Source organism: Nocardia brasiliensis IFM 10847, from assembly GCF_000710915.1.
Taxonomy (GTDB): domain Bacteria; phylum Actinomycetota; class Actinomycetes; order Mycobacteriales; family Mycobacteriaceae; genus Nocardia; species Nocardia brasiliensis_A.
The window spans coordinates 86724-112482 of record NZ_BAUA01000042.1 but is presented as its reverse complement, the minus strand read 5'-3'; the positions used below and the strand labels follow the sequence as shown (position 1 = coordinate 112482).

Sequence of the window (25759 nt, the reverse complement as noted above, 5' to 3'; positions counted from 1 at the left end):
GAAGTGCCGCCGCGGCATGGGCCACCGGAAGTGCCGCGATGGTGGTGGGAAACAGCGGCATTCTGCAGTAGACCCCGCAAACACCGGACGGGACGGCGCCTTTTGGGTGCCGTCCCGTCCGGGTTCGGGTATCACGCTGCGGTGGAACGGAATCCGCGCAGTCGCAGGCTGTTGCTGACGACGAACACCGACGAGAACGCCATCGCCGCACCGGCCAGCATCGGGTTCAGCAGCCCGGCCATGGCCAGCGGGATCGCGGCCACGTTGTAGGCGAAGGCCCAGAACAGGTTGCCCTTGATGGTGCCGAGGGTCCTGCGGGACAACCGGATCGCGTCGGCGGCGGCGCGCAGGTCGCCCCGGACGAGGGTCAGGTCGCTCGCCTCGATCGCGACGTCGGTGCCGGTGCCCATGGCCAGGCCCAGATCGGCCTGCGCCAGGGCCGCGGCGTCGTTCACGCCGTCACCGACCATCGCGACGACCTTGCCCTCGGCCTGCAACCGCTTGACGGTGTCGACCTTGTCCTGCGGCAGCACCTCCGCGATCACCTCGTCGATCCCGACCTGGGCGGCGATCGCCGCGGCGGCCGCCTTGTTGTCGCCGGTCAGCATGATCGGGGTCAGACCGAGCGCACGCAGCTGCGAAATCGCCTCGGCCGAGGTCGGTTTCACGGCATCGGCGACGACCAGCACGCCGCGTGCCCTACCGTCCCAGCCCACCGCGACCGCGGTCTTACCGTCCGTCTCGGCCTCCCGCATTGCCTGTTCCAGATCGGCATCCAACTGCTGGGACCAGTCCGCGAGCAGCCGGGCCCGTCCGACGATCACCGCGTGCCCGTCGACCACGCCTTGCACACCGAGCCCTTCGATGTTCTCGAAGCCCTCGACCGCGGCCAGTTCACCACGTTCCCTGGCGCCCTTGGCGATCGCCTGCGCGATCGGGTGCTCGGACGAATCCTCCAGCGCCCCGGCGAGTGCGAGCACCTCGTCGGCGTCTTCGCCGTCGGCCGCGACCACGTCGAGCAGGGTCATCCGGCCGGTGGTGACGGTTCCGGTCTTGTCCAGCACGATGGTGTCCACGCGCTTGGTCGATTCCAGCACTTCGGGGCCCTTGATCAGGATGCCGAGCTGCGCGCCGCGACCGGTGCCCACCAGCAACGCGGTCGGCGTGGCCAGCCCGAGCGCGCACGGGCACGCGATGATCAGCACCGCGACCGCCGCGGTGAAGGCCGCCGCGACGGAACCGCCCGTGCCGAGCCAGAATCCGAGCGTCGCGACCGCCAGCGCCAGCACGATCGGCACGAAGATCCCGGAGATCCGGTCGGCCAGGCGTTGCGCCTGTGCCTTGCCGGTCTGCGCGTCTTCGACCAGTTTCGCCATCTGAGCCAGCTGGGTGTCCGAGCCGATGCGGGTGGCGCGCACCACGATCCGCCCGCCGACGTTCACCGTCGCGCCGACCACGGTGTCCTCGGGGCCCACCTCGACCGGCACCGATTCACCGGTCAGCATCGAGGCGTCGACCGCCGAGGAGCCCTCCAGCACCACGCCGTCGGTGGCGATCTTCTCACCGGGCCGGACCACGAACCGATCGCCGACGGCCAACTGCTCCACCGGAATTCGTTGCTCCGTCGCGCCGCGCAGCACCGAAACCTCTTTGGCGCCGAGCTCGAGCAGCGCGCGCAGCGCTGCGCCGGCCTGTCGCTTGGAGCGGGCCTCGAAGTAGCGTCCGGCCAGGATGAAGGTGGTGACGCCCGCCGCGGCTTCCAGGTAGATGCTGCCCGAACCGTCCATCCGCGAGATGGTGAACTCGAACGGGTGCGTCATGCCCGCCGTCCCGGCGGTGCCCCAGAACAGCGCGTACAGCGACCAGCCGAAGGCGGCGAGGGTGCCCATCGACACCAGCGTGTCCATGGTCGCCGTGCCGTGGCGCAGGTTGGCCCACGCCGCCCGGTGGAACGGCAGCGCGCCCCACACCACGACCGGTGCGGCGAGGGTGAGCGAGAGCCACTGCCAGTTGGTGAACTGCAAGGCGGGGATCATCGCCATCGCGATCACCGGCACGGTGAGTACCAGCGAGACCAGTAGCCTGGTTCGCAACGCGGCGGTCGGATCTGCTTCCACGGCAGCGGTTTCCGTGGGGACGGGAGCGGGTAGCGTCGCGCTGTACCCCGCCTGCTCGACCGTGGCGATCAGCTCGGCGGGCGAGACATCGCCGGTGACGTCGACCCGCGCCTTCTCGGTCGCGTAGTTCACCGTCGCCGTGACGCCGTCGAGTTTGTTCAGCTTCTTCTCGATGCGGTTGGCGCAGGAGGCGCAGGTCATGCCGCCGATCACCAATTCGACCTGCCCGGTGCCGGGTGGTTGCGTCGCGGTGGTCATTGTGTGCTCCATTCTCTGCGGCACAGTGGTGGATCGGCAGGTCAGTGGCCGTGGCCGGCGGTGGCGTGGGAGCCGTGACCGTCCGGCGCGGTGGCGCCGGCTCCCGGCGCGACGGCCAACGTGAATTCCGCGGTACGGACCACGCCCTCGTGCTGGAAGTCCAGGAACAGCCGGTAATCGCCCGCGGTCGGTGCGGTCACGTAGAACGTGATACCCGGTCCGGCCGGGGTGACGCCGTCGCCGGGTGCGCCGTCCGGATGTACGTGCAGGTAGCCGAGGTCGGTGCTGCGCAGCGCGACCAGGTGACCGTAAGCGCCGAGGTAGGGCTGCAGGTCTGTGACGGGCTTACCGTCTTTGCGTACCGTCAGCGTGACCTTCGAGGCCTGGCCGGGTGTGACCGTGCCGTCGAGTGTGACGGCATAACCGTCGACCGTGCTGGTGGCAACGGGTGCGGGCAGCGGCTGTGGGTCGTAGGCGCCCGCGACGCGCAGGTCGGTGCCGAGGGTCAGGTTCGCGCCGCCTTCCGGGGTGAAATCGGCGAAGACCCGATAGTCGCCCGCGCGGGTCAGATTCAGTGGGACGCTCCAGGTGCCGTCCCCGCCGAGCACCGGGTGCACGTGCTGGAAACCGGCCAGGTCGCGGCGGACCACGATCAGGTGCAGGTCCTTGTCGTGGGCGCGGGTGTAGCGGGTGAGCGGCGTGCCGTCCTGGTTCAGGATGCGGAACCGCAGCGGAACCGATTGCGCCGCAGTGGTGATCGGGGTATCGAGCCGCAGCGTGTATCCGCTTTCGGTGCTCATCATTCCTCCAGGTGCTTGGTCGGCGGGGGCGGGCCCGGCCTCGTGTGTCGAATCAGCGGCGCCGTCGGGGCCCAGTGCCGCGCCGGTCGCGAGTGCGATCCCGAAGACGGCGGCAAGGCCCAGGGCGAAGCCGGCGAACTTGGTGGACGTGTTCATCGGATGCTCCGTTTCCGGGTCAGGCGGTGCGGCAGTGGCGACGGCAACTCGGTCCGGGAACGGTCACGGTGCTCATCGGTCTCCTCCTGCGCTGTCGGCGGTCTCTCGCTGATTACCATACCCCCCTAGGGTACTAAGTCAAGCCCGCGGCAGCGGATCCCCGAATGCCCCACGTCACACAAAAGACCGCCGCGCAGTGCTGCGCGGCGGTCTTGTCCGTCGAGGGGGAACTGGTGGCGGGGCCTACTCGGCCGACGCCGCCACCCGTTCCCCCTCGACGGCTACGTGGCGTGGAGATTGCGGGCGGTGGGGGAGGTTTCGGTGGTCGCGGGGTCGGGGTGGGTGCCGAAGAGGCGATCCGCGGTGCCGGAGGTGGTGACGGTGAACCAGTAGTGCTCGTTCTTGTAGTGATGGTGCCGATGATTACGCCAAACCGCCCGGTAGAGCGCGCCTTTCGGCTTGTAGTCGGTGTGGATCAGGTAGTGGGTCCACTCGTAGCCGAGCCCGAGCATCGTGATCATCGACAGGAAGGTCAGGCCGAGCCCGAGACGCGGAAACGCGAACAGCGCCACCGCGATCAGAACGACCACCAGCACCGCGAGGGTCTTGGTCGGGATGAAGATCAACGGAATATCGCGCGGATCCACATGGTGCTCGCGGTGTTTGCGCGCCAGCTCGCTGTCGATCGCGATCGGGCCGAGCTGTCGCGGCCGCCAATGCAAGACGGTGACGTGCACGATCCATTCGAAAGCCGGGAACACGGCCAGCATCACCGCGGGCACCATGGCGTCGGTCACCTGCCAGTCGCCGACCAGGACGCGGCCGATCAGCGCCGCGACCAGCGTGGCGCCGATGAGCCACGGCGAGGGATGGCGGAGGAACTCGCGTGCCGCCGCCCCGAGCGTGAGTCCCCGGCGCAGCGACCGTTCGTCCTTGCGCACTCGCTCGCGCGCGCTCGCCTCGACCGGATCGCGTCCGACGGTTGAATCCTGTTTCCCAGCTGCGGGTTTCGTCATGGTACTTCCTCGATGAAGCGTGATCAGTGGCCGCCGAGGACCTCGATCAGAGTGGTGGTCGCCGGCTCGAGCAGCGCCCGAGCGGTCTCGGCGGCCTCTTGCGGCCGGCCCGCCACAATGGCGGCGGCCAATTCGCGGTACGCCCCGACATTGCCCACCTCGGCGGACATGATCGGAGCCAGCGCCACGAGCGCCGGTTCATAAGCGGCTCGCAACATGTTGAACATCAACCGGAACACGATGGAATCCGCCGCATCCACCACGTGATCCCAGAAATCCAACGCCAACCGCTGCCTCGCCACCGCGTCTTCGGCCGCCGCAAGCATTTCGACGCTCGCCGTCAGCGCATCGAAAGACGTGGCCTGCCCAGGCTTTTCGTCCGCAGCGGTGGCAGTCGCACCGGAGGTGTTCGTGCTCGAAGCGGTTGCGCGGGAGGTGGTTGTGCCCGAGGGGGTTGAGGTCGGGGTGATACCCGCACTATCGGCAGGTGGAGTGGTGGTAGGTGTGCCGTCGGCGTATGCGGCGGCGTCGGTACGGGCGGCGCGGGCGGCGGCGAGCTCGGCGACTTTGGGGCCGTTGTGCAGGCGTGCCTCCAGGATGCTGCGCGCTACCGCGGGGTCCAGTTCGCCGGCCTGCACCAGCAGCCGAGGTAGCACCTCGAGGCCGGCGCCGCGCCGGTAGTCCAGCACGGTCGTCGCATCCCCTTGCCGCACCGAAACCAGCCCCGCCGCCGCCAGCCGCTGCAACGCCTCCCGCACCGCGGGCCGCGACACCCCCAGTGCCTCGGCCAACTGTCGCTCGCTCGGCAGCGTCGCCCCCGGTGCCAACTCCCCGCTCAACACATCCGCCACGATCTGCTCGAAGACATCCCCCGACACCGACCGCTTGACCACAGGTTGCAACGCCATAATCCCAACTCTGCGCCACAAAGGTAAGAAGGTCAAGTGGTCAGACCAATTAGACGAAACATGGACCCCACCACGAGATGGCCGAGGTCGCGCAGCATCCCGCCAACAGAAACTCTCCCCACTCATCACGGCCTCGCGCACTGCACTGACGCCGGTCCGACGAAGCACGCGGGAACACCAAAGGGGGTGCGTCCGCTCAGAAGCGGACCGCCCTGCGCACCAAGCGACAGATAGGTAGGAACCTCACAGAGCGTTCCTACAGTTCACAGGGGTTGTACGGCCTGTGAACCGTACGGACAGTCTGTGAACCCCGAGACCCATTTCGCCAGGGTGGGGTGGTGCGGATTCAGCTGGGGTCGGAGCCGCGGATGGCGGCCAGCCAGAGGGCGGCGGCTGCGGCGACCGTGGTGGCGGCGAGGAAGGTGATGAGGTCGCCGCCGTCTATGTAGATCCAGAGGAGGGCGGCGAAGGGGGCAGCGACGGTGGGCTGGGCGTCGAAGAGCAGGCGGCGGCGCAGGCGGGTGGCGGTGTGGACCGGGGCAGCGGGGTCTGGGCGGGACGGATTGTCCACGAGGCGGCCCGGGGGTTCGGTGGCGCGGATGCGGCCAGCGGGGTAGAGGCGGTGACCCGCGAGGTGAACGGTGCGAGCGGTGAGTTCGGCCTGGCCTTCGGTGAGCGTCAGCAGGGCCGGGTCGAAGTAGACGGGAAGCCAACGCGGCCTGCCGGTTCCACTGATCTCCAACCACGACCTGCTGACCAGCCGATACTGCTGACGGATCCGCGAAACACCGACCTCGCGTGCGGTGCCCCCCGGCCAGAAGGCGAAAAGCCCACGCGCGACACCGATCCGGTAGCCGGAATACCCGACGATCCCGAGCACCACCGTGGCGAGCGCCGCCACCTGGTCCGGATCGCCGAACGGCGCCCAGGCGAAACAAACCGCCAGGGCGCCGATCGTCACACCGATCGGATAGGCCAGGGGTTGGCCTGATCCGAAAGTCACTTCAAGAAACCGATTTTCGTGTAGTCGTAGGTCGCGAGGCCGGCCGCACCGAAGTTCGCGAGGTTGTCCCGGACGGCGATGTTGCCGGGGGACTGGGTGAGCGGCAGCGAGTGCCCTTCCTCGAAGATCTTGCGGTCGACCTGATTCGCCAGCTCGATGGCCTTCTTCGGATCGAGTTCCGACACGGTCTGCTCGATCAGGGCGTTCAGTTCCGGCGAGCCGATGCGGCCGTAGTTGCCTTGTACGTCGTCCGGGTTGTAGGCCCAGATCTGCGACAGGCTGCTGAGCGGGAACGGGTCACCCACCCAACTCCACTGGCCGACATCGAAATTGCCCGGGATGATCACGTCGGTGAACAGGCCGTTGCCCGGCTTGGTCTCGATGTTCAGCTTGACGCCGACTTGCGCGAGATTCTGCTGGATGATCTGCGCCAGCTGGACCCAGACGTCCTGGTTGTACATGACGTCGCGGATTTCCAGTTTGCGGCCGTCCTTTTCACGGACGTCGCCGTTGAGTTTCCAGCCGAGTTCGTCCAATTCCTTTGCCGCGGCGGCCGGATCGAACGGCAGGCTGTTGTCCTGGTAGCCCTCCTGGCCGCGCATGTAGACGTGGTTGTTCAGCGGCTGCGGATTCTCGACCAGGCCGTTCTGGATGGCGGTCGCGATCGCCTGCCGGTCGATGGCCTTCGAAATGGCCACGCGCAGTTTGGCGTCGGCGAGGATGGAGCCGGGCGCGCCGTTGAAGGTCAGGTGCGACCATTGGTTACCGGGTGCGCGACGCACCACGATGCCGGGGGTGTTCTCGGCGGTCTTGCGCTCGTCCCGGCTGGCGATGCCGACGGCGTCGATCTCGTTGTTCTGCAAGGCGGGCAGCTGCGCGGAGTTGTCGAGCACGCTGAAGGTGATGGTGTCGAGCTTCGGCTTGTCGCCCCACCATTTCGGATTGTGTCCCAGGACCACTCGGTTCTGCGACCGGTCCACGGACTGCACGATGAACGGTCCCGCGCTCGGTCCCGGGTCCTGCAGCAGACCCTTGTTGAAGGCTTCCGGCGTCGCGGTGACCGACTTGGGGAACAGGAACGTGGTGCCCGCGAATTGCCCACGCCAGTCGGCGTAATGCTTCGCGAAGGTGATGACCGCCTGTTTGTCGTCGACGCCGCGCTCGACCTTCTCCACCCGGTCGAAGCCGGCCGTGGTCGCGATCAGGAACGACTTGTCCGCACCGCTCATCGCGCGTGCTTGCGACTGAATGTCTTCCCAGGTGATCGGGGTGCCGTCGGACCAGACCGCCTTCGGGTTGATGGTGTAGGTCACCACCTGCTTCGGCTCGGTGCTGGTCAGCTGAATATCGGTGAAGTAGTCGGTGTTCACCGAAAGATTGGCCGCCGCATCGGTTTTGAACGCGCGCGGCATGGTCGGCCGGAGCAGCGCGGCGGTGTCGGCGTCGTTGCCGTCGTTGTTCAGCCCGTTCCAGTTCTGCGGCAGCGAGCTGAGCGCCAAGCGCAGGTTGCCGCCGTCGCGCAGCTCGCTGACATCCTTGGGGTTGATGTCGTTGGTGGTGCCGAGCGCGTCGGAAGAGCCCGCCGGCGCACTGGTGTCGTCGGAACTGCAGCCTGCCGCGACCAAGCCGATGGCGACCAGCGGAATCGCCAATCGCGTTGTCCATGAACGAACCCGCATGTTTCGCTCCTTCCCGCAGGCGTGCTGCGTAGTCACTTGACGAAACCGATCTTGGTGTAGTCGTAAGACGCCAGTCCAGCCGCACCGTAGTTGGCGAGTTCGGCGCGGACGCCGACGTTGCCCGGGGTTTGGTAGAGCGGCAGGGAATGCCCTTCTTCGAAGATCTTCCGGTCGACCTCGTTGGCCAGTTCGATCACCTTCTGCGGATCGAGTTCGGAGACGGTGCGTTCGATGAGCGCGTTGAGTTCCGGCGATCCGATGCGGCCGTAATTGCCTTGCAGGTCATCGGGGTTGTACGCGAACAGCTGGGCGAGATCGCCGATCGGGAACGCGTCGCCGACCAGGGAGAACTGGGCGACGTCGAAGTTGCCCGGGCGGATGACGTCGGTGAACAGGCCCTGGGCGGGCCGGGTGTCGATGATCAGTTTGACGCCGACCTGGGCCAGGTTCTGCTGCATGATCTGCGCCATCTGGACCCAGCCCTGACTGTTGAGCATGACGTCGCGGATCTCGAGTTTGCGGCCGTCCTTCTCCCGGACGTCGCCGTTGAGTTTCCAGCCGAGTTCGTCGAGCATCCGCGCGGCTTCGGCGGGGTCGTACGCGATCGGCGCCGAATTGTCCTGGTAGCCGACCTGTCCGGCGAGGAAGACGTGACTGTTCAACGGTTTCGGGTTCTCCACCATCCCGTTGTGGATGGCGGTGACGATGCCCTGCCGGTCGATCGCCTTCGAAACCGCGATGCGCAGTTGACGATCGGCGAGGATCGAGCCGGGCGCCCCGTTGAAGCGCAGGTGACCCCAGAAGTTGCTGGTCGCCCGGCGGATCGCGATACCGGGGGTGTTCTTCGCGGTGCGCACGTCGTCGATGGTGCCGAGCCCGACGGCGTCGATCTCGTTGTTCTGCAACGCGGGAATCATTGCGGCGGAGTCGAGCACGCTGAAGGTGATGGTGTCGAGCTTGGGCTTCTCGCCCCACCAGTTCGGGTTGTGGCCGAGCACCACGCGGCGCTGGGTGCGATCGACCGACTGCACGACGAACGGCCCGGCAGTCAACTTGATGCCGTCGATCAGGCTCTTGTTGAACGCTTCCGGGTTCGCGGTCACCGACCGGTGGAACAGGAACGCCTCACCGGCGAATTGCCCCTGCCATTCGGCGTAGGGCTGTTTGAAGGTGATGACGGCCTGTCGGTCGTCGGCACCGCGTTCGATCTTCGCCACCCGGTCGAAGCCGAACGACTGTGCGACCAGGAACTGCTTGTCGGCTCCGTTCAGCGCGGCACCCTGAGATCGCATGTCCTCCCAGGTGATCGGCGATCCGTCCGACCACACCGCTTTCGGGTTGATCGTGTAGGTCACGACCTGCGGGTTGGTGCTGGTGAGCTGGATGTCGGTGAAGTAGTCGGTGTCGATCGTCAGCTTGCCCGCCGCATCGGTCCGGTAGGCGCGCGGCATGGTGGGCCGCAGGATGCTGCTGATCGAGGCATCGTTGCCGTCGATGGACAGCGTGTTCCAGTTCTCCGGAATCGCCGATGTCGCCAGCCGCAGGTTGCCGCCGTCGCGTAACTCGTCGCGCCCCTTGGGGTTGATGTCGTTGGTCGTGCTCAGCGCGCCTGTCTCACCTTGCGCGTGGCCATCGTCGTCGGTGCTCGCACAACCACTGACGAGCAAGCCGAGCGCGACCATCGGAACGGCGAATCGGGTTGCGGCCGAACGTCTCCACGGGGAGGTCCGGCGAAATACGGCTTGGCTCACTTCACAAATCCGATCTTGGTGTAGTCGTACGACGCCAGCCCCGGTGACCCGAAGTTGGCGATATCGGCGCGCACGCCCCAGTTGCCTTCGGACTGGGTCAGCGGCAGCGAATGCCCCTCCTCGAACACCTTGCGGTCCACCTCGTTGGCGAGTTCGATCGCCTTCTTCGGGTCCAGTTCGGACAAGGTGCGATCGATGAGGTCGTTGAGTTCCGGCGAGCCGATCTGGCCGAAGTTGTTCTGCCAGTCGCCGGGATGGAACCCATAGGTCTGCGGAATGCTGCTGAACGGGAACGCGTCACCGACGAAGATGAACTGCGCGGCGTCGAAGTTGCCCGGGATGATGACATCGGTGAAATAGCCTGCGCCGGGCTTGGTGTCGATCACCAGCTTGACGCCGATCTGGGCCAGGTTCTGCTGGATGATCTGCGCGATCTGCACCCAGACGTCGTCCTTGTACATGACGTCGCGGATCTCGAGCTTGCGGCCGTCCTTTTCCCTGGTGTCGCCGTTGAGTTTCCAGCCGAGCGCGTCGAGTTCCCTGGCGGCGGCGGCCGGATCGAAGCCGAGGCTGTTGTCCTGGTAGCCCGCCTGGCCTTCCAGGAAGACGTGGCTGTTCAGCGGTTTCGGCTGCTCTACCAGCCCGTTCTGGACGGCGTTGGCGATGCCCTGCCGATCGATCGCCTTCGAGATCGCCACGCGCAGTGCCGGATCGGCGAGGATGGAGCCGGGCGCGCCGTTGAAGGTGATGTGACGCCAGCGATTACCCGGCGCGCGTCGGATGGCGACGTCGGCGGAACGCCGCAGGGTGGTCACATCGTCGAGGGTGCGCAGCAGTGCGGCGTCGAGTTCGTTGTTCTGCACGGCCTGCACCCAGGCGGTGCTGTCGAGCACGCTGTAGGTGATGGTGTCGAGTTTGGGCTTGTCGCCCCACCAGTTCGGGTTGCGGCCCAGGACGATCCGGCCCTGGCCGCGATCGGTCGACTGGACCAGGAACGGGCCCGCGGTCGGCCCCATGTCGTCGACCAGACCCTTGTTGAAGGTCTCCGGGTCGGCGGTGACCGACTTGGGGAACAGCGACATGTTCCCGGCGAACTGCCCACGCCACTCGGTGAACGGCTGCTTGAAGGTGATGACGGCCTGCCGGTCGTCGACGCCGCGCTCCACCTTCGCCACCCGGTCGAAGCCGACGGTGATGGCGATCAGGTAGCGCTTGTCGGTGCCGTCCAGAGCCTTCGCCTGCGCCGCGATGTCCTCCCAGGTGATCGGATTACCGTCGGACCACACGGCTTTCGGGTTGATCGTGTAGGTGACCACCTGCGGCTCGGTGCTGGTGAGCTGGACGTCGGTGAAGTAGTCCCTGTTGATCGTGAGCTCGCCGGCCGCGTTCGTGTGGAACGCGCGCGGCATCAACGGCCGTTCGATATCGGCGATCTCACCGTCGTTGCCGTCGATGGACAGCGTGTTCCAGTTCGCCGGGAACGCCGTGGTCGGCAGCCGCAGATTGCCACCGTCGCGTAGCTCGGCGGGGTCCTTCGGGTTGATATCGCTGGTGCTGCCCAGCGCGCTGGTCACCCCGCCTGACCGAGCCGCCGTCGTCCGCGCCGCAGCCCGTCGCGATGAGGGTCAGCGCGACCACCGCGATCGCGCAGCGCGGTGCCAGTGTTCGGCTCGATCGGACCCTCATCGCGCTCCCCTTACTATCGGCTGACGGCAGGCACGGGCACCGCATCGATCAGCTCGCGGGTGTACTCGTGCCGCGGTGCCGCGAAAATCTGTTCCGCGGCACCGGATTCGACGATCTTGCCGCGGTACATCACCGCGATGTCGTGTGCCAGATTGCGCACCACGGACAGGTCGTGCGAGACGAACAGGTAGGAGAGGCCGCGTTCGATCTGCAAGTCGCGCAACAGGTTCAGCACACCGGCCTGAATGGAGACGTCCAGCGAGGACACCGGCTCGTCCAGCACCAGGATCTCCGGGTCCAGCGCCAGCGCGCGGGCGATGCTGATGCGCTGCTTCTGGCCACCGGAGAAGTCGGCGGGGTAGCGCTCGGCATGCTCGCGCCGCAGCCCGACCTGCTCGAGGAGTTCCGGTACGCGCCGCTCGATCTCGGTGCGGGGGCGTCCGTCGATGCGCATCGGCTCGGCCAGCGCGTCGAAGATCGGCAGGCGCGGATCCAGCGACGCGGTCGGATCCTGGAAGACGATCTGCATCTTCCGGCGGATCTCGCGTCGCTGCGCCTTGTTCAGGGACGCGACATCGCTGCCCATGATCTCGATCGTGCCCGATTCCGGGCTGATCAGGTCGAGAATCTGGGTGAGCGTGGTCGACTTGCCGGAACCGGACTCACCGACCAGCGCGAGCGTGCGACCCTGCCGGATCTCGAAGCTGATCCCGTCGACCGCGCGGATCTCGCCTTTGCGGCGGCGGAACACGATGCCGGAGGTGATCGGGAAGGTCTTCACCAGATCCGAGACCCGCAGCACCACCCGGTCGCTCACCTCGGCCTCGGCCTCCGGTGTGGACACCTCCTGCCGGTAGGCCTCGAACAGCGCGTCGGTGCCGACCTCCGCGGTGCGGATGCAGGCCGCGGCGTGGCCGGGATTGGTCTTCTCCAGCGGCGGCTCCGCGACCCGGCACTCGTCGATCGCGATCGGGCAGCGCGGCGCGAACGAGCAGCCCAGCGGCAGATCGTGCATGGCAGGCGGCGAGCCGACGATCGGGATCAGCGGCGACCTGGCCGGGCCGTCCATCCGCGGGATGGAACCCAGCAGGCCGACCGTGTACGGCATCCGTGGAGCATTGAAAAGCTCTGCGGTGGAGGCGGTTTCGACGATCTTTCCGGCGTACATCACCGCGACCCGGTCGGCCAGGGTCGCCGCGATGCCCATGTCGTGGGTGATCATGATGACGCCCGCGCCGGTGATATCGCGCGCCTTGCGCAGCAGATTCAGGATCTGCTTCTGCACCGTGACGTCGAGTGCCGTGGTCGGTTCGTCGCAGATGATCAGCGCCGGATCGTTCGCGATCGCCATCGCGATGACCACGCGCTGGCGCATGCCGCCGGAGAACTCGTGCGGAAACGCCTTGGCGCGCACCTCGGGTTCGCCGATGCCGACCAGGCCGAGCAGTTCCACCGCTTTGGCCGCGGCCTCGGACTTGCTCAGATTGCCGTGTGCCAGCAGGGCTTCGGCGATCTGCTCGCCGACCCGGTACACCGGGGTCAGCGCCGACAGCGGATCCTGGAACACCATGCTGATGGAACTGCCACGCAGCCTGGACAATTCGCGATCGCCCAGGCCGAGCAGCTCCCGGCCGCGCAACCGGATCGAGCCGCCGATACGGGCCTGCTCCGGCAACAGCCCCATAACCGCGAGCGAGGACACCGACTTGCCGGAGCCGGATTCGCCCACGATGGCAAGCACTTCGCCGTCGGACACCGTGTAATCGACTCCGCGCACGGCCTCGATGCGGCCCTCCTCGCTGGGGAAGGAGACGCGCAGATCGGTCACCTCCAGCAGCGGCGCGGTGAAGTTCCCGGTCATGGTTTTGCCTTCTTCTTCGAGCGCGCCCGCTTGGCACCGGGATCGAACGCGTCACGCAGTCCGTCGCCGACCAGGTTGGCGCACAACACGATGGTGATCAACAGGCCACCGGCGAACAGGAACAACCACGGATAGGTCAGCGCCGATTTGGTGCCCGCCGCGATCAGCGAGCCGAGCGAGACATCCGGTGGCTGCACACCGAAACCGAGGAAGCTGAGCCCGGTTTCGGCCATGATCGCCGCGCCCACCGCCAGCGTGGTGTCGATGATCAGGATCGAGGCGATGTTCGGCAGGATGTGGCTGACGATCACCGTGCGCGTCGGCGCGCCCATATATCTTGCGGCTCTGACGAATTCGCGGTCGCGCAAACTCAACGTGAGGCCGCGCACGATGCGCGCGCTGATCATCCAGCCGAACACGCTGAGCAACAGGATGAGCAGCAGGATCGACCCGCTGCCCTTGGTCCGCGGCGCGAACAGCGCGACGATGATGAAGCTGGGCACCACGAGCAGCAGATCGACCAGCCACATGATCGCGCGATCGGTCCAGCCGCCGAGCAGCCCGGCCGTCGCGCCGGCCGTCGCGGCGATGATGGTGGAAACCACGGCCACACACAGGCCGATCACCAGCGATTTCTGCATACCGCGCAGCGTCTGGGCGAGTACGTCCTGCCCGATCTGCGTGGTGCCGAACGGGTGCTTGGCGCTCGGCGGCTTGAGCAGCGCGGTGTAGTCCAGTTGCTGGTAGTCGTACTTCAGCAGCGGCGGCAGCGCGAAACTCGCGACGAACAGCAGGATCAGGATCACGCCGCCGACCACCGCCGGTTTGTTGCGCAGGAACCGGCGCCACACCAGTTTGCGCCGACCTGCCGCAGCGGGCTCGGGTGCGCCTTGAACAATGATTTCCGCTTCGCTCATGAAACTCGCACCCTCGGATCGAGCAGGGCCAGCACGATATCGGAGAGCAGGCCAGAGACCAGCACCACCAATCCGGCGAACGCGGTCACCGTGACCACCGGATACAGGTCCTGGGCGTTGATCGAATCGACCAGCCACTCGCCGACCCCGTGCCAGCCGAAGATCTTCTCGGTGAACGTCGCGCCGGTGATCAGGCCGAGCAGGCTGTAGGCGAACAGCGTCGCCATCGGGATCAGCGCCGTTCGCAGACCGTGCTTGTACAGCGCCTTGCTGCGGGTGAGACCCTTCGCGCGGGCGGTGCGGATGAAATCGCTCTGCAGTACGTCGAGCATGGCGTTGCGCTGATAGCGGCTGTAGCCCGCCATGCCGCCGAGTGCCAGGCCGGCCGTCGGCAGCACGAGATGCTGTAACCGGTCGAGCAACTGCGGCCAGAATCCATCGATCCGGTTCGCCGACGTTTCCCCGGTATAGAGGAAGATCTGCGCGCCGGTGAGCGAATTTATTTCCAGCGCACCGTATTTCAGCAATGTCGCGAGCAAGAACACCGGGGTGCTGAGGACCAGTAGTGAGATGATCGTGGTGAAGTAATCGCTGAATCTGTATTGCCTGATCGCGCCCGCCGCGCCGATCAGGACACCGAGCACCGTGCCGACCAGCGAACCGATGATGAGCAGCCGCAGACTCACCGCCACCCGGCGGGGCAACTCCGCGCTCACCGGCTGACCGGCCAGCGTCTTCCCGAAATCGCCTTGCGGAATCCCTTTGAGCCAGGTGAGATAGCGCTGCGGGATCGGGTCGTTGAGATGTAACTCCTCGGCCTTGGCGTCGATCACCGCCTGCGGCGGGCGCGGATTGCGTTGTTCCAGACTGTCCAGCGGCCGGAACGTCAACGACGCCAGGCTGAAGGTCAGGAACGACGCCAGCAGCAACAGCACGACATAGTGAAGCGCGCGTCGTAGCAGGAAGCCGGTCATCAGTCCTCGTGTGTCTTTCGGCTGGACGGACCAGCGACGAGTATTAGCCCCTGATCATAAGGACGTCGACCCGAACGCGCGTGGCACGTGGCGTTCGGGCATGTCCTTTATTCTTGGCGGCACAGACATGTGCGCGGTTTTTCCGCTGAGGGGGAGTCATGGTGTCACCGCAATATCCCAGCGGCTACAACCCGTATCCCGGCTATCCGGGCGTTGTGCCTGCGCCCAGTGGGGCGACCGCGATCACCGCGGGCGTGCTCGCGTGTGTCGGCGCGGTCGGGCAATTACTCGGCGGCGTGGTGAACCTGGTGTTCGGGATCATCGATATCGGCCATGAACTCGGCGAATACGATTCGACCGGACTGCTGGGGCAGAGTTGGTACCGGACTTTCGCCCTCACCACCGGGGTGGCGGCGATGCTGACCGCGGTGCCGCTCGGCGTCGGCGCGATCGGCCTGTTGCGCCGCAAACAGTTCGGCCGGATGCTCGTCGTGCTCGGCTGCGCGGCGGCGATCGTCCTCGGCATCGTCTCGTTCGCCCTCGTCCAATCCGCGGGCGGCTCGTGGGACAGTTCCATAAACCTGAGCACCGGCATCAGCGGCCTCGTCGGCTTGCTCTTCCCCGTCGGCACCGCCGTCCTCGCCCTGGTCCCCGCCACCACCCGCTGGCTCGCCCACACTCCACCCGCGTACCCGTACGCCTCACCCCAAGGCATCCCTTGGACCCCGCAGCCGTGGCAACCTCCCAACCCCACCTGGCAGGCCTCACCCGCGATGCCAACCCCAGGCGACCAACCCGCCTGGGGCCCGCAGGGAAACCAAGCCGCCCCCGCGTGGGACGTACCCGGCGTCGAAACCCCGCCCGCAACGTGGGGGCCCGCCCCGCACGGCGTCCAACCGACCCCGGCCCCGCAAGCCCGATCCGATTCCCCCGTGCACCACGACAATTCGGTCTGGCAGCCGCCGTCGTCCGCAAAACCCGCGTCGCCCGCACCGGACCCGGACGTCGAGCACCGACCCTCCACCTAGCCCGCGCGGCAGGCCATATCGTGTTCGGGCATGGCGCCGTTCACCAGGTAGCTGGTGACGACATCGGAGGCGCAGGGGTTGCCGCCGAGAACATAAGCGCCGTGCCCACTTCCGTCGACAGTGACCAGCCGGGACCGCTGCCCGAACTTCTCGTCGAGCAGCTCGCCGCCGCGTAGCGGGGTGACCGGGTCGCGCTGGTTCTGCACGATCAGCACATCGGCCGGGCCGGTGTCGTCGATCCGCACCGGCGGTTCGGACGGCCCGAGCTTCCAGTAGGCGCAGGGCATGACGTTTGCGGCGGCCGCGCCATAGAGCGGGTATCGCTCCCGGTCCTCGGCGACGGCACGATGGTAGGTCTGGACGTCCTCGGGCCACTCGGCATCGTTGCAGGTCACGGCCAGAAAAACCGACCAGGCGTTATCGTTCGGCGAGGCCGCGCCGGTACCCGGTGGGCGTCCGCCTGCGGGCCCGGGACGTCCGGTTTCGAGCAGCGATTTCCAGCTCTCGGCCGCCTGCGGGTACAACGCCGGGCGATAGAGCGTGAAGAAGGTGCCGAACCGGAAAAGGGTGCCGTCCATCCCGTCCACCGGGTTCGCGTCGAGTCGTTCGGTGAGGGTGAAGTACGTCCGCCGCACCTCTTCCGGTGTGCGCCCCAGACCGTAGGTGTCGTGGCGGGCGGCAGCCCATGCGGCGAAGTCGGGAAACGTCTCTTCCATGCCGAGGCCGTACAGCCGCATCCCGTCGTGGTCGAGGTGGGTGTCGCCGATATTGCTGTCGAGCACGATGCGGTCGGCCCGCTGCGGGAACATCGAGGCGTAGGCGGCGCCCAGCGCGGTACCGTAGGAGTAACCGAGGAAGCTGGCTTTGTCCGCACCCAGCGCCTCGCGGATCCGGTCCAGGTCACGGGCCATATTCGCGGTCGATATGTACCGCAACCGGCCCTCGTGGTCGTTGTCCGCGCACTGTTCGGCGACCCCTTGGGCGACCGTGGCCCGCTCGGTGATCGCCGCATCGTTCACCGCATACGGCGGGATATTGCCGAAGTACGCCTGATCATCGGTGAACCCGCAACTCACCGGCGCCGAATGCCCCACCCCGCGCGTATCCATACCGATCACGTCATAGCTGTCCAGCACCTCGGCGGGCAGGCCCTGCGCAGCCAGGAACTTGGGCTGGTCCAACCCCGCACCACCCGGACCACCGGGGTTGAGCAACAACACTCCGCGACGCCTGTCCGGATTTTTACTCGCCAGCCGGGAGATCATGATCTCGATCTGCGCTCCCTCTGGCTCGCGGTAATTCCACGGTGCCCGCACGGTGGCGCACTGCAACCGGGCCGGCCCGGCCGCGGGATCTTCGACCCCCTCCGGACATCCGCCCCACTGCACCTGCGCTGCGACGTCTTCGGCCGGCTCCCCCACCACGATGAGCGCCCCGACCAACACTCCGGTGAGACCGAGAACGGCCAACAGGCTCCGGGTCCGTTGTCGATTCATACGCTGCTACTCCCTGACGACATGGCACCTACCGCGAGAAGACCGTCCATTGCGCTCGCGTCCGGCTGATACAGGAACGAGTCTGTCGAGCCGGTCTCGCCGACACATCGCTCCGGAGACGGCAGTCGGGTTCGACGAAAGTCGAGGCGGCGATTCGCCCTGGGTCGAGCCCATCTCAGCCGCTGGGCTGCTGCTTCCGGCCGGTGCGTGTCGCGATAATGACCGGGTGGACACCGACGGCGCCGCACGACTCGGGGTATGGCAGCAGACCTGGCGTCTGCTGGCGGCTGCGGTACTCGGCGCGGGCTTCTGGTTCGCTCTGGCCACGGCGCTGCCTGCGGGCTGCACGGCCGATACGTGTTCCTGGTTCGTCACCGGTGATCCGTTGATCGCGCTCGGCTGCCTGACGGTACTGCTGTGGCGGCGACGGTTCCCGTTCACCGTCGCCCTGGCGGTCGTGATCGCCTCGGCCGCTTCGGCCCTCGCCACCGGTGCCGCGTTGCTGGCACTGTGTTCGCTGGCCACTCGCCGCCGCCCGGTCGAGATCGGCGCGGTCGTCGTGGCGTATGTGACTGCGGCACAGTTCAGCGAAAACCTCTACCCGATCGGCACGCCGCCCGCTCCGGCCTGGCTGCAACTCGCGCTGCCTGCCTTGAGCGCGGGGATCGCGGTGGCGACCGGTGTGGCCATCGACGCCCGTCGCGCCGAACTGCGATCGCTGCGGGACCGCGCCGACAGCGCCGAACGCGAACAGTCCGCGCGGGCGGCGCAGGCACAGGCCACAGAACGCAACCGGATCGCCCGCGAAATGCACGATGTGCTCGCACACCGGATCTCGCTGGTCGCCATGCAAGCCGGCGTCCTGGATCACCGTGACGACCTCTCGGCCGAGGAGAAGGGCACGCTGATCCGCGGGATCGCCGACGGTTCCCGTCAGGCGCTGGAAGAACTCCGCGACGTCCTCGGTGTCCTTCGCGCCGACCCCGACCGTCCCGAACCACCGCAACCCACCCTGGACCGGATCTCGGAACTGGTGGCCGACGCTCGGTCGTCGGGCCTGGACGTCACGCTCACGAACACGGTGACCGCTACCCCGCCCGAGACCGTGGGGCGGACCGGCTATCGGGTAATTCAGGAGGGGCTGACCAACGCCGCGAAACATGCCCCGGCCGCGCAGGTCCACATCTCCGTAGACGGAACGCCCGGCGGCGAACTGAACGTCAGCGTCCGCAATTCGGCGGCCGCGACCGTCGTCGCCCGGCCACCGGCCTCGGGCTTCGGTCTCCTCGGCCTCGCCGAACGAATCACCCTCGCCGGCGGAACACTCCACCACCGTCGCACGCCCGACAACGGGTACCTTCTCGCCGCGCAGCTTCCCTGGCCGGGGCACGACCACGAGAAAAGAGCATGAGTGCGCAGTGAACAGGAGATGGTGCGCGTCGTCATCGTCGACGACGACCAACTGGTGCGGATGGCACTACGGCTCGTCATCGACGGCGAGCCGGATCTGACCGTCGTCGCGGAGGCCGCCGACGGGGACACCGCGATCAAGGTGGTGGACGAACAGCGACCGGACGTCGTGCTGATGGATGTGCGGATGCCCGGCCGCGACGGTGTCGACACCACTCGGTACCTGCGCGCGGTGCCGAATGCGCCGGCGGTACTCATGCTGACCACCTTCGACTCCGACGAGCTGGTTCTCGGTGCCCTACGCGCCGGGGCGCTCGGCTTCGTGCTCAAGGACACTCCGCCTGCCCGGATCGCCGACGCGGTGCGCACCGTCGCGGCGGGCAACCCCGTGCTGTCCCCCACGGTCACGGCGCGGGTGATCGCCGCGGCCACCGGGCCGGGCTCCAGCGAAGCCCGCAGCGCCTCCCGCGACGCCGCACGGAAACGATTGGCTGCCCTCTCCGAACGCGAGCTCGACACCGCGCGAGCCATCGCGGACGGGCTGGGCAACCCGGAGATCGCCGCGCGATTACAGGTCACCGTCGCCACCGTCAAGGCGCACACCGGCAATCTGTTCACCAAACTGGGCGTCGCCAATCGGGTACAGATCGCGCTGTTGGTCCGCGACGCAGAGCAATGACCCTGGTCGGGGTCTACCGGTGGTACCGGGTCACCTGGGGGACGGTTGTCCGGCAGGATGGAATAGGTGACCCACTTGCACCTGCCCAAGCCGAAGATGGTGGCCACCGACGTGGACGGCACCCTCATCGATCACGACGAGCGGGTCACCGCGCGCACGAAGGCCGCGGTGGACGCGCTGATCGGCGACGGTGTGCCGTTCGTGCTCGCCACCGGACGCCCGCCGCGCTGGATCGACCCCGTGGTGGACGGGCTCGGCTACGCGCCGCTGTGCGTGTGCGGCAACGGGGCGGTGATCTACGACAGCGCGACCGACCGGGTGCTGACCAGCATGACACTGGACGTGGACACCCTGTCCTGGATCGCGGACCTGGCCGAGGAGGCACTGCCCGGCTGCGGTCTCGCGGCCGAACGGGTCGGGGCGAGTGCGCACGACGCGGTCACCCCGCAGTTCGTCAGTTCGCCGCTGTACGAGCACGCCTGGCTGAACCCGGACGACACCTCGGTGGCCCGGGACGAGGTCATCGACGCGCCGGCGATCAAGATGCTGATCCGACTACCCGGGGCGCGCAGCTCGGACATGCGCACCGTGCTCGCCCCGCTGATCGGTGCGCGCGCCGACATCACGTACTCCACCGAACACGGTCTGATCGAACTGTCCGCGCCGGGCGTCACGAAGGCTTCCGGTCTGGCGGTCGTCGCACAACGCCTCGGCGTCGAATCCGCCAACATCATCGCGTTCGGCGACATGCCCAACGATGTCCCGATGCTGACCATGGCCGGCCATGGTGTCGCCATGGCCAACGCCCACCCCGAAACCCTCGCCGCCGCAAACGAAGTCGCCCAGTCCAACCGGGACGACGGCGTCGCCCGCGTCCTCGAACGCTGGTGGGTCTGAGTCCGTCCCGCACCAGCCGCAACGCGCCCGCTGACCGAAAACCCCCGCTCGCTCGATGCGAGCCGTGTCCGGCGGCAATCGTCGACCGAGCAGGGGCAGTTCGTCGCGCGCGGACGCAGACTGCAACAGCGCCACAACCGGCGACGATGCCGTTTCGATGGCACGGCGGAAACGGCCCCGGCAAGGGCAGCGACGCCGTGCGGATACACGTGCCCCGAGCGTCTGACGCCGTTCCGGAATGAACCGGGTGCCAACATGATCGGAGCCCCCTGCCGGTGACGGGATCACGGGCAGCGGGCTCCGAAGGAGGGTCGAGTCGAGTCAGCCTGCTGGGGCGGGCTCCGGTGGGAGGAAGTCGGCCGGGGACGGGAATTGCAACCCCTCAGGGGCCGGAGCCTCGGCAGGTGCAGGTGCAGGTGCAGGAGCTGGTGCCGGAGCGCCCGCAGGGGCAACCCCCTCACCCGGCGCAGGGCGACTCGCCTCCTGCTGGTAGGTGTCGTTGAACGTCTTCCACACCGTGGTGACGATCCCGGTCGCCTGGTTCAGGATCAGGGAGCCGTGTTCGAAGTCCGAGCGCAGGCCGTTCGGTACGGCGTAGGCGTCGCTCTGCGGGATGCCGAGAACTCCTGCGTCGCCGCCGAGTTGGAGGAAGCGATCGAGGATCTTGCCGAGCACCTCGATGACCTTGCCGTCCGGCGCGGCGTAGACGTAGCCGTTGGCGAACTTGGCGTACTGCCGTCCCTGCGCGGCGGTCATCGGCTCGGTTTGCGGCGCGCCGAGCGGCCCGTCCGCGCCACCCTTGGCGGCCCAGTGTTTGGCGATCGGGTTCTGGTCGACCATGGCGAGCAGCTTCTTGGTGAGCGCGGCCAGCGCGGCGAGGTCGGGTTTGTTGCGTGGTGCGGCCTGGGGCGCGGCCGGCGCGGCCTGGCTCTGTTCGGTTCCGGTGCCGTTGTTCGCGTAGCTGTCGGTGCTGTTCCCGCTGTCGGCGAGCCCGCCGCCACCCGCGACACTCGCGGCGATGCCGCGGATTCGATCCATCATGTCGTAGGCGGCGTCGCCGGGGCACGAGGTGTTGCCGACGTCGCGGTGGGCGAACACGATGGGCAGTTGCACCGCCTGACCCATGGCGTAGGAGGTGAATTCGGTGCCTTCGGAGTACATCGTGGTGTAGCCGGTCGGATCGAGGTGGGCGATCTTCGAGCGCCAGCCGATGAAGTTGCCGATGGCGTAGATCGCCGCCTCGCTCGGCGGCTCGGATTCGTGGTTGCCCATCAGTGCGACGCCCGCGGTGTTCTCGTTGAAGCCGCCCGCGTGCGCGCCCTGCACCGCGCGGGTGAGCCCGCCCGCGCGGCCCTCGAAGATCTGGCCGTACTTGTCGACCAGCGCGTTGTAGCCGATATCGCACCAGCCCAAAGTCTGTGCGTGATAGGCGTAGATCGCTCGGACGATGCCCGCGGATTCCTCGGGCGAGTAGTCGTTGCGGCCCGCGGTGTGGTGCACGGTGATGCCGCCGAGGCCGTCCCCGCCGGGACCGTCGTCGTAGGTGGGTTCCTCACAGCGGATGTTCTCGTCCGCACCCCAGCCGGCGCGGCTGATCACGGCGGGACCGCCGCTGGGCAGCACCTCGGCGACCTTGTGCAGCGCACCGTCGATGGCGCCGCGGCCCGGATCGATGAGCACGGCGGTGAGGTCGAGCGCGGACATCTGCGCGGGATCGTCCGAGCGCGCGGGCGTCCCGGGGGTGAGGGTGTCGTCGGGTGTCGTCGCCACGGCGGGCTTGCGGGTGACCAGCATCTGCACCGCGTTGGTGGTGCCGACGTAGAGCGGTTCGGTGCCGGTCTTGCCGCCGGGGGCGGTGCGATCGGTGCGGCGGGTGTCGACCTCTTCGGTGTCGAACCACGGACCCCAGCTGCCGTCGGACTGGCGGGCCCGGATCAGCGCCTTGGTATTCGCAAGATCCTTCGAGGTGAGGGCGACGACGCTGAACGGCGTGTCCCGCGACACCTCCTTCACCTGCGCGCCGACCTGATCGGCCATCTCGGGCGGGATCGCGCCGGGAGCCAGCGCGGGCGTGTCGGGCGTGGTGCCCGGCGGCAGCTGGCTGGGATCCGCGATGAACCGCGTGCCTGCGGCATCCGCCGGCGCGGGGCCGGGAACCGGGCTCTGAACTGGGAGGTTCTGTTCGGGCAGCGGCGTCTGTCCGGGAGCTGCGGCCTGCGCGGGAGTTTGCGCGATCTGGCCCGGTGCCGCGCCCTGTGCCGGAAGTGGTGTTTGCCCCGGAACTGCGGCCTGTGGCGCTGCGCCGGGAGCTGCGGCCTGCGCAGGAAGCGGTGTTTGCCCCGGTGCGGTGGCTTGCGACGTCTGTCCGGGAGCGGCGGCCGGGGCGGGAAGCGGTTGCCCCCGGGGGTCGCGGCTTGCGCGGGAAGCGGAGTCTGGCCGGGCGTGGCGGCCTGTCCGGGGAGGGGCGTCTGACCTGGGGCGGCGGCCTGTCCCGGGAGCTGAGTCTGACCAGGCGTGGCGGCCTGTCCGGGGCGGGGAGCGGCGGGTTGACCTGGGGCGGTCGGTCGGCCGGGAGCAGCGGGGCCGTTCAGCTTGGGTAGGGGGATCTCCTTGGGTAGCTGCACGCCCGGCGGCAGCGGTAGGCCCTCCGGGACTCGGATGGACGCGGGCAGCGGCAGCATCCGCAGGTCGGACAGGCGCAGGTCGGGCAGGTCCAGCCCGGTCAGTTCGCGCAGCGGCAGCACGATGTCGGGGGCCGAATTCAGCACCACCTCGGCGAGTTGCGCGGGTACGGCGGCGAGTTCGGTGTCGGTGGTCTGCCGATATTCGGACGAGTCGCTCATCGTGAGCACCGCGAGCGGGGCCGCTACCGCAAGGGTGGTGACAACCGGGAGGACGTAGGAACGTTTCGGTTTGCGGTACGGCACGAGCTTCTCCATTCAGGTCGAACCAGTGATCGTGTCGAACAGGGTTGCTTCCTGATGTATCAACGATCACAATAGTCACAACTGTCACATATCTAAACCTCTTGTTGAGGATTATGTGATTGCTCGAATGTAGCTCTCGGATTGTGGCCGGATGGAACGACATGCCGACAGGTATCGAATCCGCCCGGCCCTGGAAAACCGTGGGAGTGAACGGATGCGACGCGAAACGGCACAGCGCACGGGGGGAGCACAAACGCGGGTGAAATTCGCGCGTGGTCCGCGAGGTGGTTTCGTCCGGCGACGACCGGGCCTGTCACCTGCGATAACGCTGCGAAGAGTGCTCGTGACGGGCATCGCGGGCACGGCCGCCGCCACGCTGCTGCTGCTCTGGTCCGCGCCGGGGGAGTTGCCGTATCGCACGGTGGCCGGGCCCGGTCACGGCCGTGGCATGAGCCAGCTCGGCGCGCTGGCGAACGCCCAGGAGGGCTGGACCGCCGAACGCATCCTCGACTACTACTATCCCGGCGCGAAGCTCGGCACCATTGCGGCAACCACCGTCGGCATCCGGCTCACCGCTCAGGACGACTCCACACTCGACGCCTTCTCGGGCGCCGGCCTGCGCGTCGCCGGGCAATTCGTCGAACCGGGGCAAGCCGCGCACCTCACACTCCTGCCGGGCGGCGGCGCGAACGTCGTGGTGACCGTCGGCTGTGACGGCGCGGTGCTGTGGCAGGCCGCGACCGACGATCCGTGGATCCATCCCGTCGACCCCGGCCCGAATCGTCCTGCCGCCGAACATCTCACGCTGTGCGGCGGCTCGGCGTACCGGGGTGCGCTCGGCTTGGCGGAGGAGAACGGGGCGGCGCGCACCGTCAACCGGGTCGACGTGGAGGACTACCTGCTCGGTGTCGTCCCGGCCGAGGTGCAGGCCAACTGGGCGGACAAGGGCGCGAACGAGGCGCTGCGGGCGCAGGCGATCGCGGCGCGCTCGTATGTGCTTGCGGAGCACCGTTATCCGTACGCGCAGAGCTGCGACACCACCGACTGCCAGGTGTATCCCGGTACGGACAAAGAGGATCCGCGTGCCGCCGCCGCGATCGCCACGACGGCGGGCACGGTCATGGTGCGGGACGGGCGAATTCTGCGCTCGGAGTACTCTTCCGCGCCCGGCGGTGGCGAACCCGCCGATATCTACACCTTCGAGGTCGGACCGGCCCTGACCGATCTCGCGCCGAATGTGGTTGTGCCGCCGATAGATCCACGCACGCAGACGGCCGTCGGGGAATCGGCGATCGATGTCGAGTACCGGCGGATCGGCGGTGCGGCGAGCGCGGTGGGCACACCCCTCGGCCCGGAGATGGTCCTGCCCGAGAACGCGGGCACCTACCGCATGTTCACCAACGGCGTCATCATCGCGACCGAGACCCTCGGCGCGCAGGTCGTCGACTTCACCACGCTGCTGCAACTGGTGCCGGACCCGGTCGCGCACGAGTCCGCGCCGACCGGCGGCATCCCGCCCACGGCGTCCGCGACCTGGCCGGGCAGCACCGCCGCGCCGACCACCGCGTCGACGCCGACCCCGCGGCCGACGCCGGGCCTGCCGCTTCCGGCCGCCCCCGCGGACGGGGGCCGCTGAGCGCCGCTATCGCGAGTATTGTTGCGCGGCAATCACTCCGGGACGCCGTCGCCCAGTGCCTCGGTGAGCGTGCGGAGCAGTCCCGCGAGTTGCTCGCGCGAGTCCGCGTCCAGCGCCGCGAGCATGCGCTGCTCGTTGGCCATGTGCTTGGGCAATAGCTCGTCGATCGTCCGGCGGCCCTCCGGGGTGAGCCGGACCCGGATCACCCTGCGGTCCTGCGGGCACGGGATGCGCTCCACCCAGCCCTTGGTGGCCAGGCGGTCGATCCGATTGGTGATCGCGCCCGAGGTCACCATCGCCACCTTGAGCAGCGCACCCGCGGTGAGTCCTTCTTCGCTGCCGGAGCGGCGCAGTGTGGCGAGTACGTCGAACTCCCAGAACTCCATGTCGAAGCCGCCGAAGAAGCGCTTCAGCTCGTGCTCGAACAGCCGCGACAGCCGCTGAACCCGGCCGATCACGGCCATGGGCGAGACGTCGACCTCGGGCCGTTCCCGGTTCCAGTGCTGGGTGAACAGGTCCACCGCGTCCGCCATTGTGACTCCTCTCACCTTCAAGAATCT

General features: G+C 67.9%; 19 protein-coding genes and 1 pseudogene. 5 read left to right on the top strand and 15 right to left on the bottom strand.

The annotated features are described in order from the left end of the window. Positions 1-131: 131 nt before the first annotated feature. The 11 genes and pseudogenes from NBRGI_RS08330 to NBRGI_RS08280 form a co-directional block, all read right to left on the bottom strand. On the bottom strand, positions 132-2375 hold the full coding sequence (locus NBRGI_RS08330) for a heavy metal translocating P-type ATPase (protein ID WP_029894204.1): 2244 nt from the start codon (positions 2373-2375) through the stop codon (positions 132-134). Between the two features lie 41 nt (positions 2376-2416). Further along, a complete protein-coding gene (locus tag NBRGI_RS08325) occupies positions 2417-3331 on the bottom strand; it encodes a hypothetical protein (RefSeq protein WP_029894202.1) in 915 nt (304 codons plus the stop codon). 281 nt (positions 3332-3612) lie between these two features. After that, positions 3613-4347 (bottom strand): sterol desaturase family protein, encoded by a 735-nt coding sequence (locus tag NBRGI_RS08320; protein WP_235210888.1) that lies wholly within the window; start codon positions 4345-4347, stop codon positions 3613-3615. 23 nt (positions 4348-4370) lie between these two features. Further along, positions 4371-5255 (bottom strand): FadR/GntR family transcriptional regulator, encoded by an 885-nt coding sequence (locus NBRGI_RS48980; RefSeq protein WP_029894198.1) that lies wholly within the window; start codon positions 5253-5255, stop codon positions 4371-4373. A gap of 346 nt (positions 5256-5601) precedes the next feature. Then, positions 5602-6216 (bottom strand): hypothetical protein, encoded by a 615-nt coding sequence (locus NBRGI_RS08310; protein ID WP_235210887.1) that lies wholly within the window; start codon positions 6214-6216, stop codon positions 5602-5604. Positions 6217-6254: 38 nt separating this feature from the next. Further along, positions 6255-7937: an ABC transporter family substrate-binding protein gene (locus tag NBRGI_RS08305; RefSeq protein ID WP_029894193.1), complete on the bottom strand. Its 1683-nt coding sequence runs from the start codon at positions 7935-7937 to the stop codon at positions 6255-6257. A 32-nt stretch (positions 7938-7969) separates the two neighbouring features. Then, positions 7970-9619, bottom strand: a complete 1650-nt coding sequence (locus NBRGI_RS08300; RefSeq protein ID WP_029894191.1) for an ABC transporter family substrate-binding protein — start codon at positions 9617-9619, stop codon at positions 7970-7972. Between the two features lie 65 nt (positions 9620-9684). After that, positions 9685-11374: pseudogene (locus NBRGI_RS43555) on the bottom strand (ABC transporter family substrate-binding protein). 13 nt (positions 11375-11387) lie between these two features. Continuing rightward, a complete protein-coding gene (locus tag NBRGI_RS08290) occupies positions 11388-13235 on the bottom strand; it encodes an ABC transporter ATP-binding protein (RefSeq protein ID WP_029894190.1) in 1848 nt (615 codons plus the stop codon). Next, a complete protein-coding gene (locus NBRGI_RS08285; RefSeq protein ID WP_029894189.1) occupies positions 13232-14152 on the bottom strand; it encodes an ABC transporter permease in 921 nt (306 codons plus the stop codon). The genes NBRGI_RS08290 and NBRGI_RS08285 overlap by 4 nt, the downstream gene beginning before the upstream one ends. Further along, entirely contained in the window at positions 14149-15126 is a 978-nt protein-coding gene (locus NBRGI_RS08280) for an ABC transporter permease (protein ID WP_029894182.1), read from the bottom strand. Before NBRGI_RS08280 ends, NBRGI_RS08285 begins: the two co-directional genes overlap by 4 nt. 158 nt (positions 15127-15284) lie before the next feature. Here NBRGI_RS08280 and NBRGI_RS45010 point away from each other — a divergent pair, with 158 nt between their 5' ends. Further along, complete coding sequence (locus NBRGI_RS45010; protein WP_051727574.1) at positions 15285-16154, top strand: hypothetical protein; 870 nt, start codon at positions 15285-15287, stop codon at positions 16152-16154. Here the strand turns inward: NBRGI_RS45010 and NBRGI_RS08270 are convergent. Then, the gene (locus tag NBRGI_RS08270) at positions 16151-17650 is read right to left on the bottom strand and encodes an alpha/beta hydrolase (RefSeq protein WP_029894178.1); all 1500 of its coding nucleotides are present in this window, start codon (positions 17648-17650) and stop codon (positions 16151-16153) included. The genes NBRGI_RS45010 and NBRGI_RS08270 overlap by 4 nt on opposite strands. Before the next feature lie 226 nt (positions 17651-17876). Between NBRGI_RS08270 and NBRGI_RS08265 the strand changes: the two genes are divergently transcribed. From NBRGI_RS08265 to NBRGI_RS08255, 3 genes are all read left to right on the top strand, one after another. Beyond that, positions 17877-19061: a sensor histidine kinase gene (locus NBRGI_RS08265; RefSeq protein WP_029894176.1), complete on the top strand. Its 1185-nt coding sequence runs from the start codon at positions 17877-17879 to the stop codon at positions 19059-19061. Further along, complete coding sequence (locus tag NBRGI_RS08260) at positions 19062-19739, top strand: response regulator (RefSeq protein WP_029894174.1); 678 nt, start codon at positions 19062-19064, stop codon at positions 19737-19739. 96 nt (positions 19740-19835) lie between these two features. After that, on the top strand, positions 19836-20636 hold the full coding sequence (locus NBRGI_RS08255) for a Cof-type HAD-IIB family hydrolase (protein WP_029894172.1): 801 nt from the start codon (positions 19836-19838) through the stop codon (positions 20634-20636). A gap of 321 nt (positions 20637-20957) precedes the next feature. Here NBRGI_RS08255 and NBRGI_RS47285 read toward each other — a convergent pair whose 3' ends face one another. Further along, positions 20958-22673, bottom strand: coding sequence for an N-acetylmuramoyl-L-alanine amidase (locus tag NBRGI_RS47285; RefSeq protein ID WP_051727573.1), 1716 nt, complete (start codon positions 22671-22673; stop codon positions 20958-20960). Beyond that, positions 22646-23575: a hypothetical protein gene (locus tag NBRGI_RS48975; RefSeq protein WP_036557951.1), complete on the bottom strand. Its 930-nt coding sequence runs from the start codon at positions 23573-23575 to the stop codon at positions 22646-22648. The genes NBRGI_RS47285 and NBRGI_RS48975 overlap by 28 nt, the downstream gene beginning before the upstream one ends. Positions 23576-23906: 331 nt before the next feature. Here NBRGI_RS48975 and NBRGI_RS08245 point away from each other — a divergent pair, with 331 nt between their 5' ends. Beyond that, a complete protein-coding gene (locus tag NBRGI_RS08245; RefSeq protein ID WP_036557996.1) occupies positions 23907-25199 on the top strand; it encodes a SpoIID/LytB domain-containing protein in 1293 nt (430 codons plus the stop codon). 32 nt (positions 25200-25231) lie between these two features. Here the strand turns inward: NBRGI_RS08245 and NBRGI_RS08240 are convergent, their stop codons facing one another. Then, entirely contained in the window at positions 25232-25732 is a 501-nt protein-coding gene (locus NBRGI_RS08240) for a MarR family winged helix-turn-helix transcriptional regulator (RefSeq protein ID WP_029894166.1), read from the bottom strand. Positions 25733-25759: the final 27 nt, after the last annotated feature.

Bases quoted from the DNA above. Each gene is read 5' to 3' on its own strand.
- NBRGI_RS08330 (WP_029894204.1), bottom strand. From the start codon at position 2,375: ATGACCACCGCGACGCAACCACCCGGCACCGGGCAGGTCGAATTGGTG.
- NBRGI_RS08325 (WP_029894202.1), bottom strand. From the start codon at position 3,331: ATGAACACGTCCACCAAGTTCGCCGGCTTCGCCCTGGGCCTTGCCGCC.
- NBRGI_RS08320 (WP_235210888.1), bottom strand. From the start codon at position 4,347: ATGACGAAACCCGCAGCTGGGAAACAGGATTCAACCGTCGGACGCGAT.
- NBRGI_RS48980 (WP_029894198.1), bottom strand. From the start codon at position 5,255: ATGGCGTTGCAACCTGTGGTCAAGCGGTCGGTGTCGGGGGATGTCTTC.
- NBRGI_RS08305 (WP_029894193.1), bottom strand. From the start codon at position 7,937: ATGCGGGTTCGTTCATGGACAACGCGATTGGCGATTCCGCTGGTCGCC.
- NBRGI_RS08300 (WP_029894191.1), bottom strand. From the start codon at position 9,619: ATGGTCGCGCTCGGCTTGCTCGTCAGTGGTTGTGCGAGCACCGACGAC.
- NBRGI_RS08290 (WP_029894190.1), bottom strand. From the start codon at position 13,235: ATGACCGGGAACTTCACCGCGCCGCTGCTGGAGGTGACCGATCTGCGC.
- NBRGI_RS08285 (WP_029894189.1), bottom strand. From the start codon at position 14,152: ATGAGCGAAGCGGAAATCATTGTTCAAGGCGCACCCGAGCCCGCTGCG.
- NBRGI_RS08280 (WP_029894182.1), bottom strand. From the start codon at position 15,126: ATGACCGGCTTCCTGCTACGACGCGCGCTTCACTATGTCGTGCTGTTG.
- NBRGI_RS45010 (WP_051727574.1), top strand. From the start codon at position 15,285: ATGGTGTCACCGCAATATCCCAGCGGCTACAACCCGTATCCCGGCTAT.
- NBRGI_RS08270 (WP_029894178.1), bottom strand. From the start codon at position 17,650: ATGAATCGACAACGGACCCGGAGCCTGTTGGCCGTTCTCGGTCTCACC.
- NBRGI_RS08255 (WP_029894172.1), top strand. From the start codon at position 19,836: ATGGTGGCCACCGACGTGGACGGCACCCTCATCGATCACGACGAGCGG.
- NBRGI_RS47285 (WP_051727573.1), bottom strand. From the start codon at position 22,673: ATGGCCGATCAGGTCGGCGCGCAGGTGAAGGAGGTGTCGCGGGACACG.
- NBRGI_RS48975 (WP_036557951.1), bottom strand. From the start codon at position 23,575: ATGGAGAAGCTCGTGCCGTACCGCAAACCGAAACGTTCCTACGTCCTC.
- NBRGI_RS08240 (WP_029894166.1), bottom strand. From the start codon at position 25,732: ATGGCGGACGCGGTGGACCTGTTCACCCAGCACTGGAACCGGGAACGG.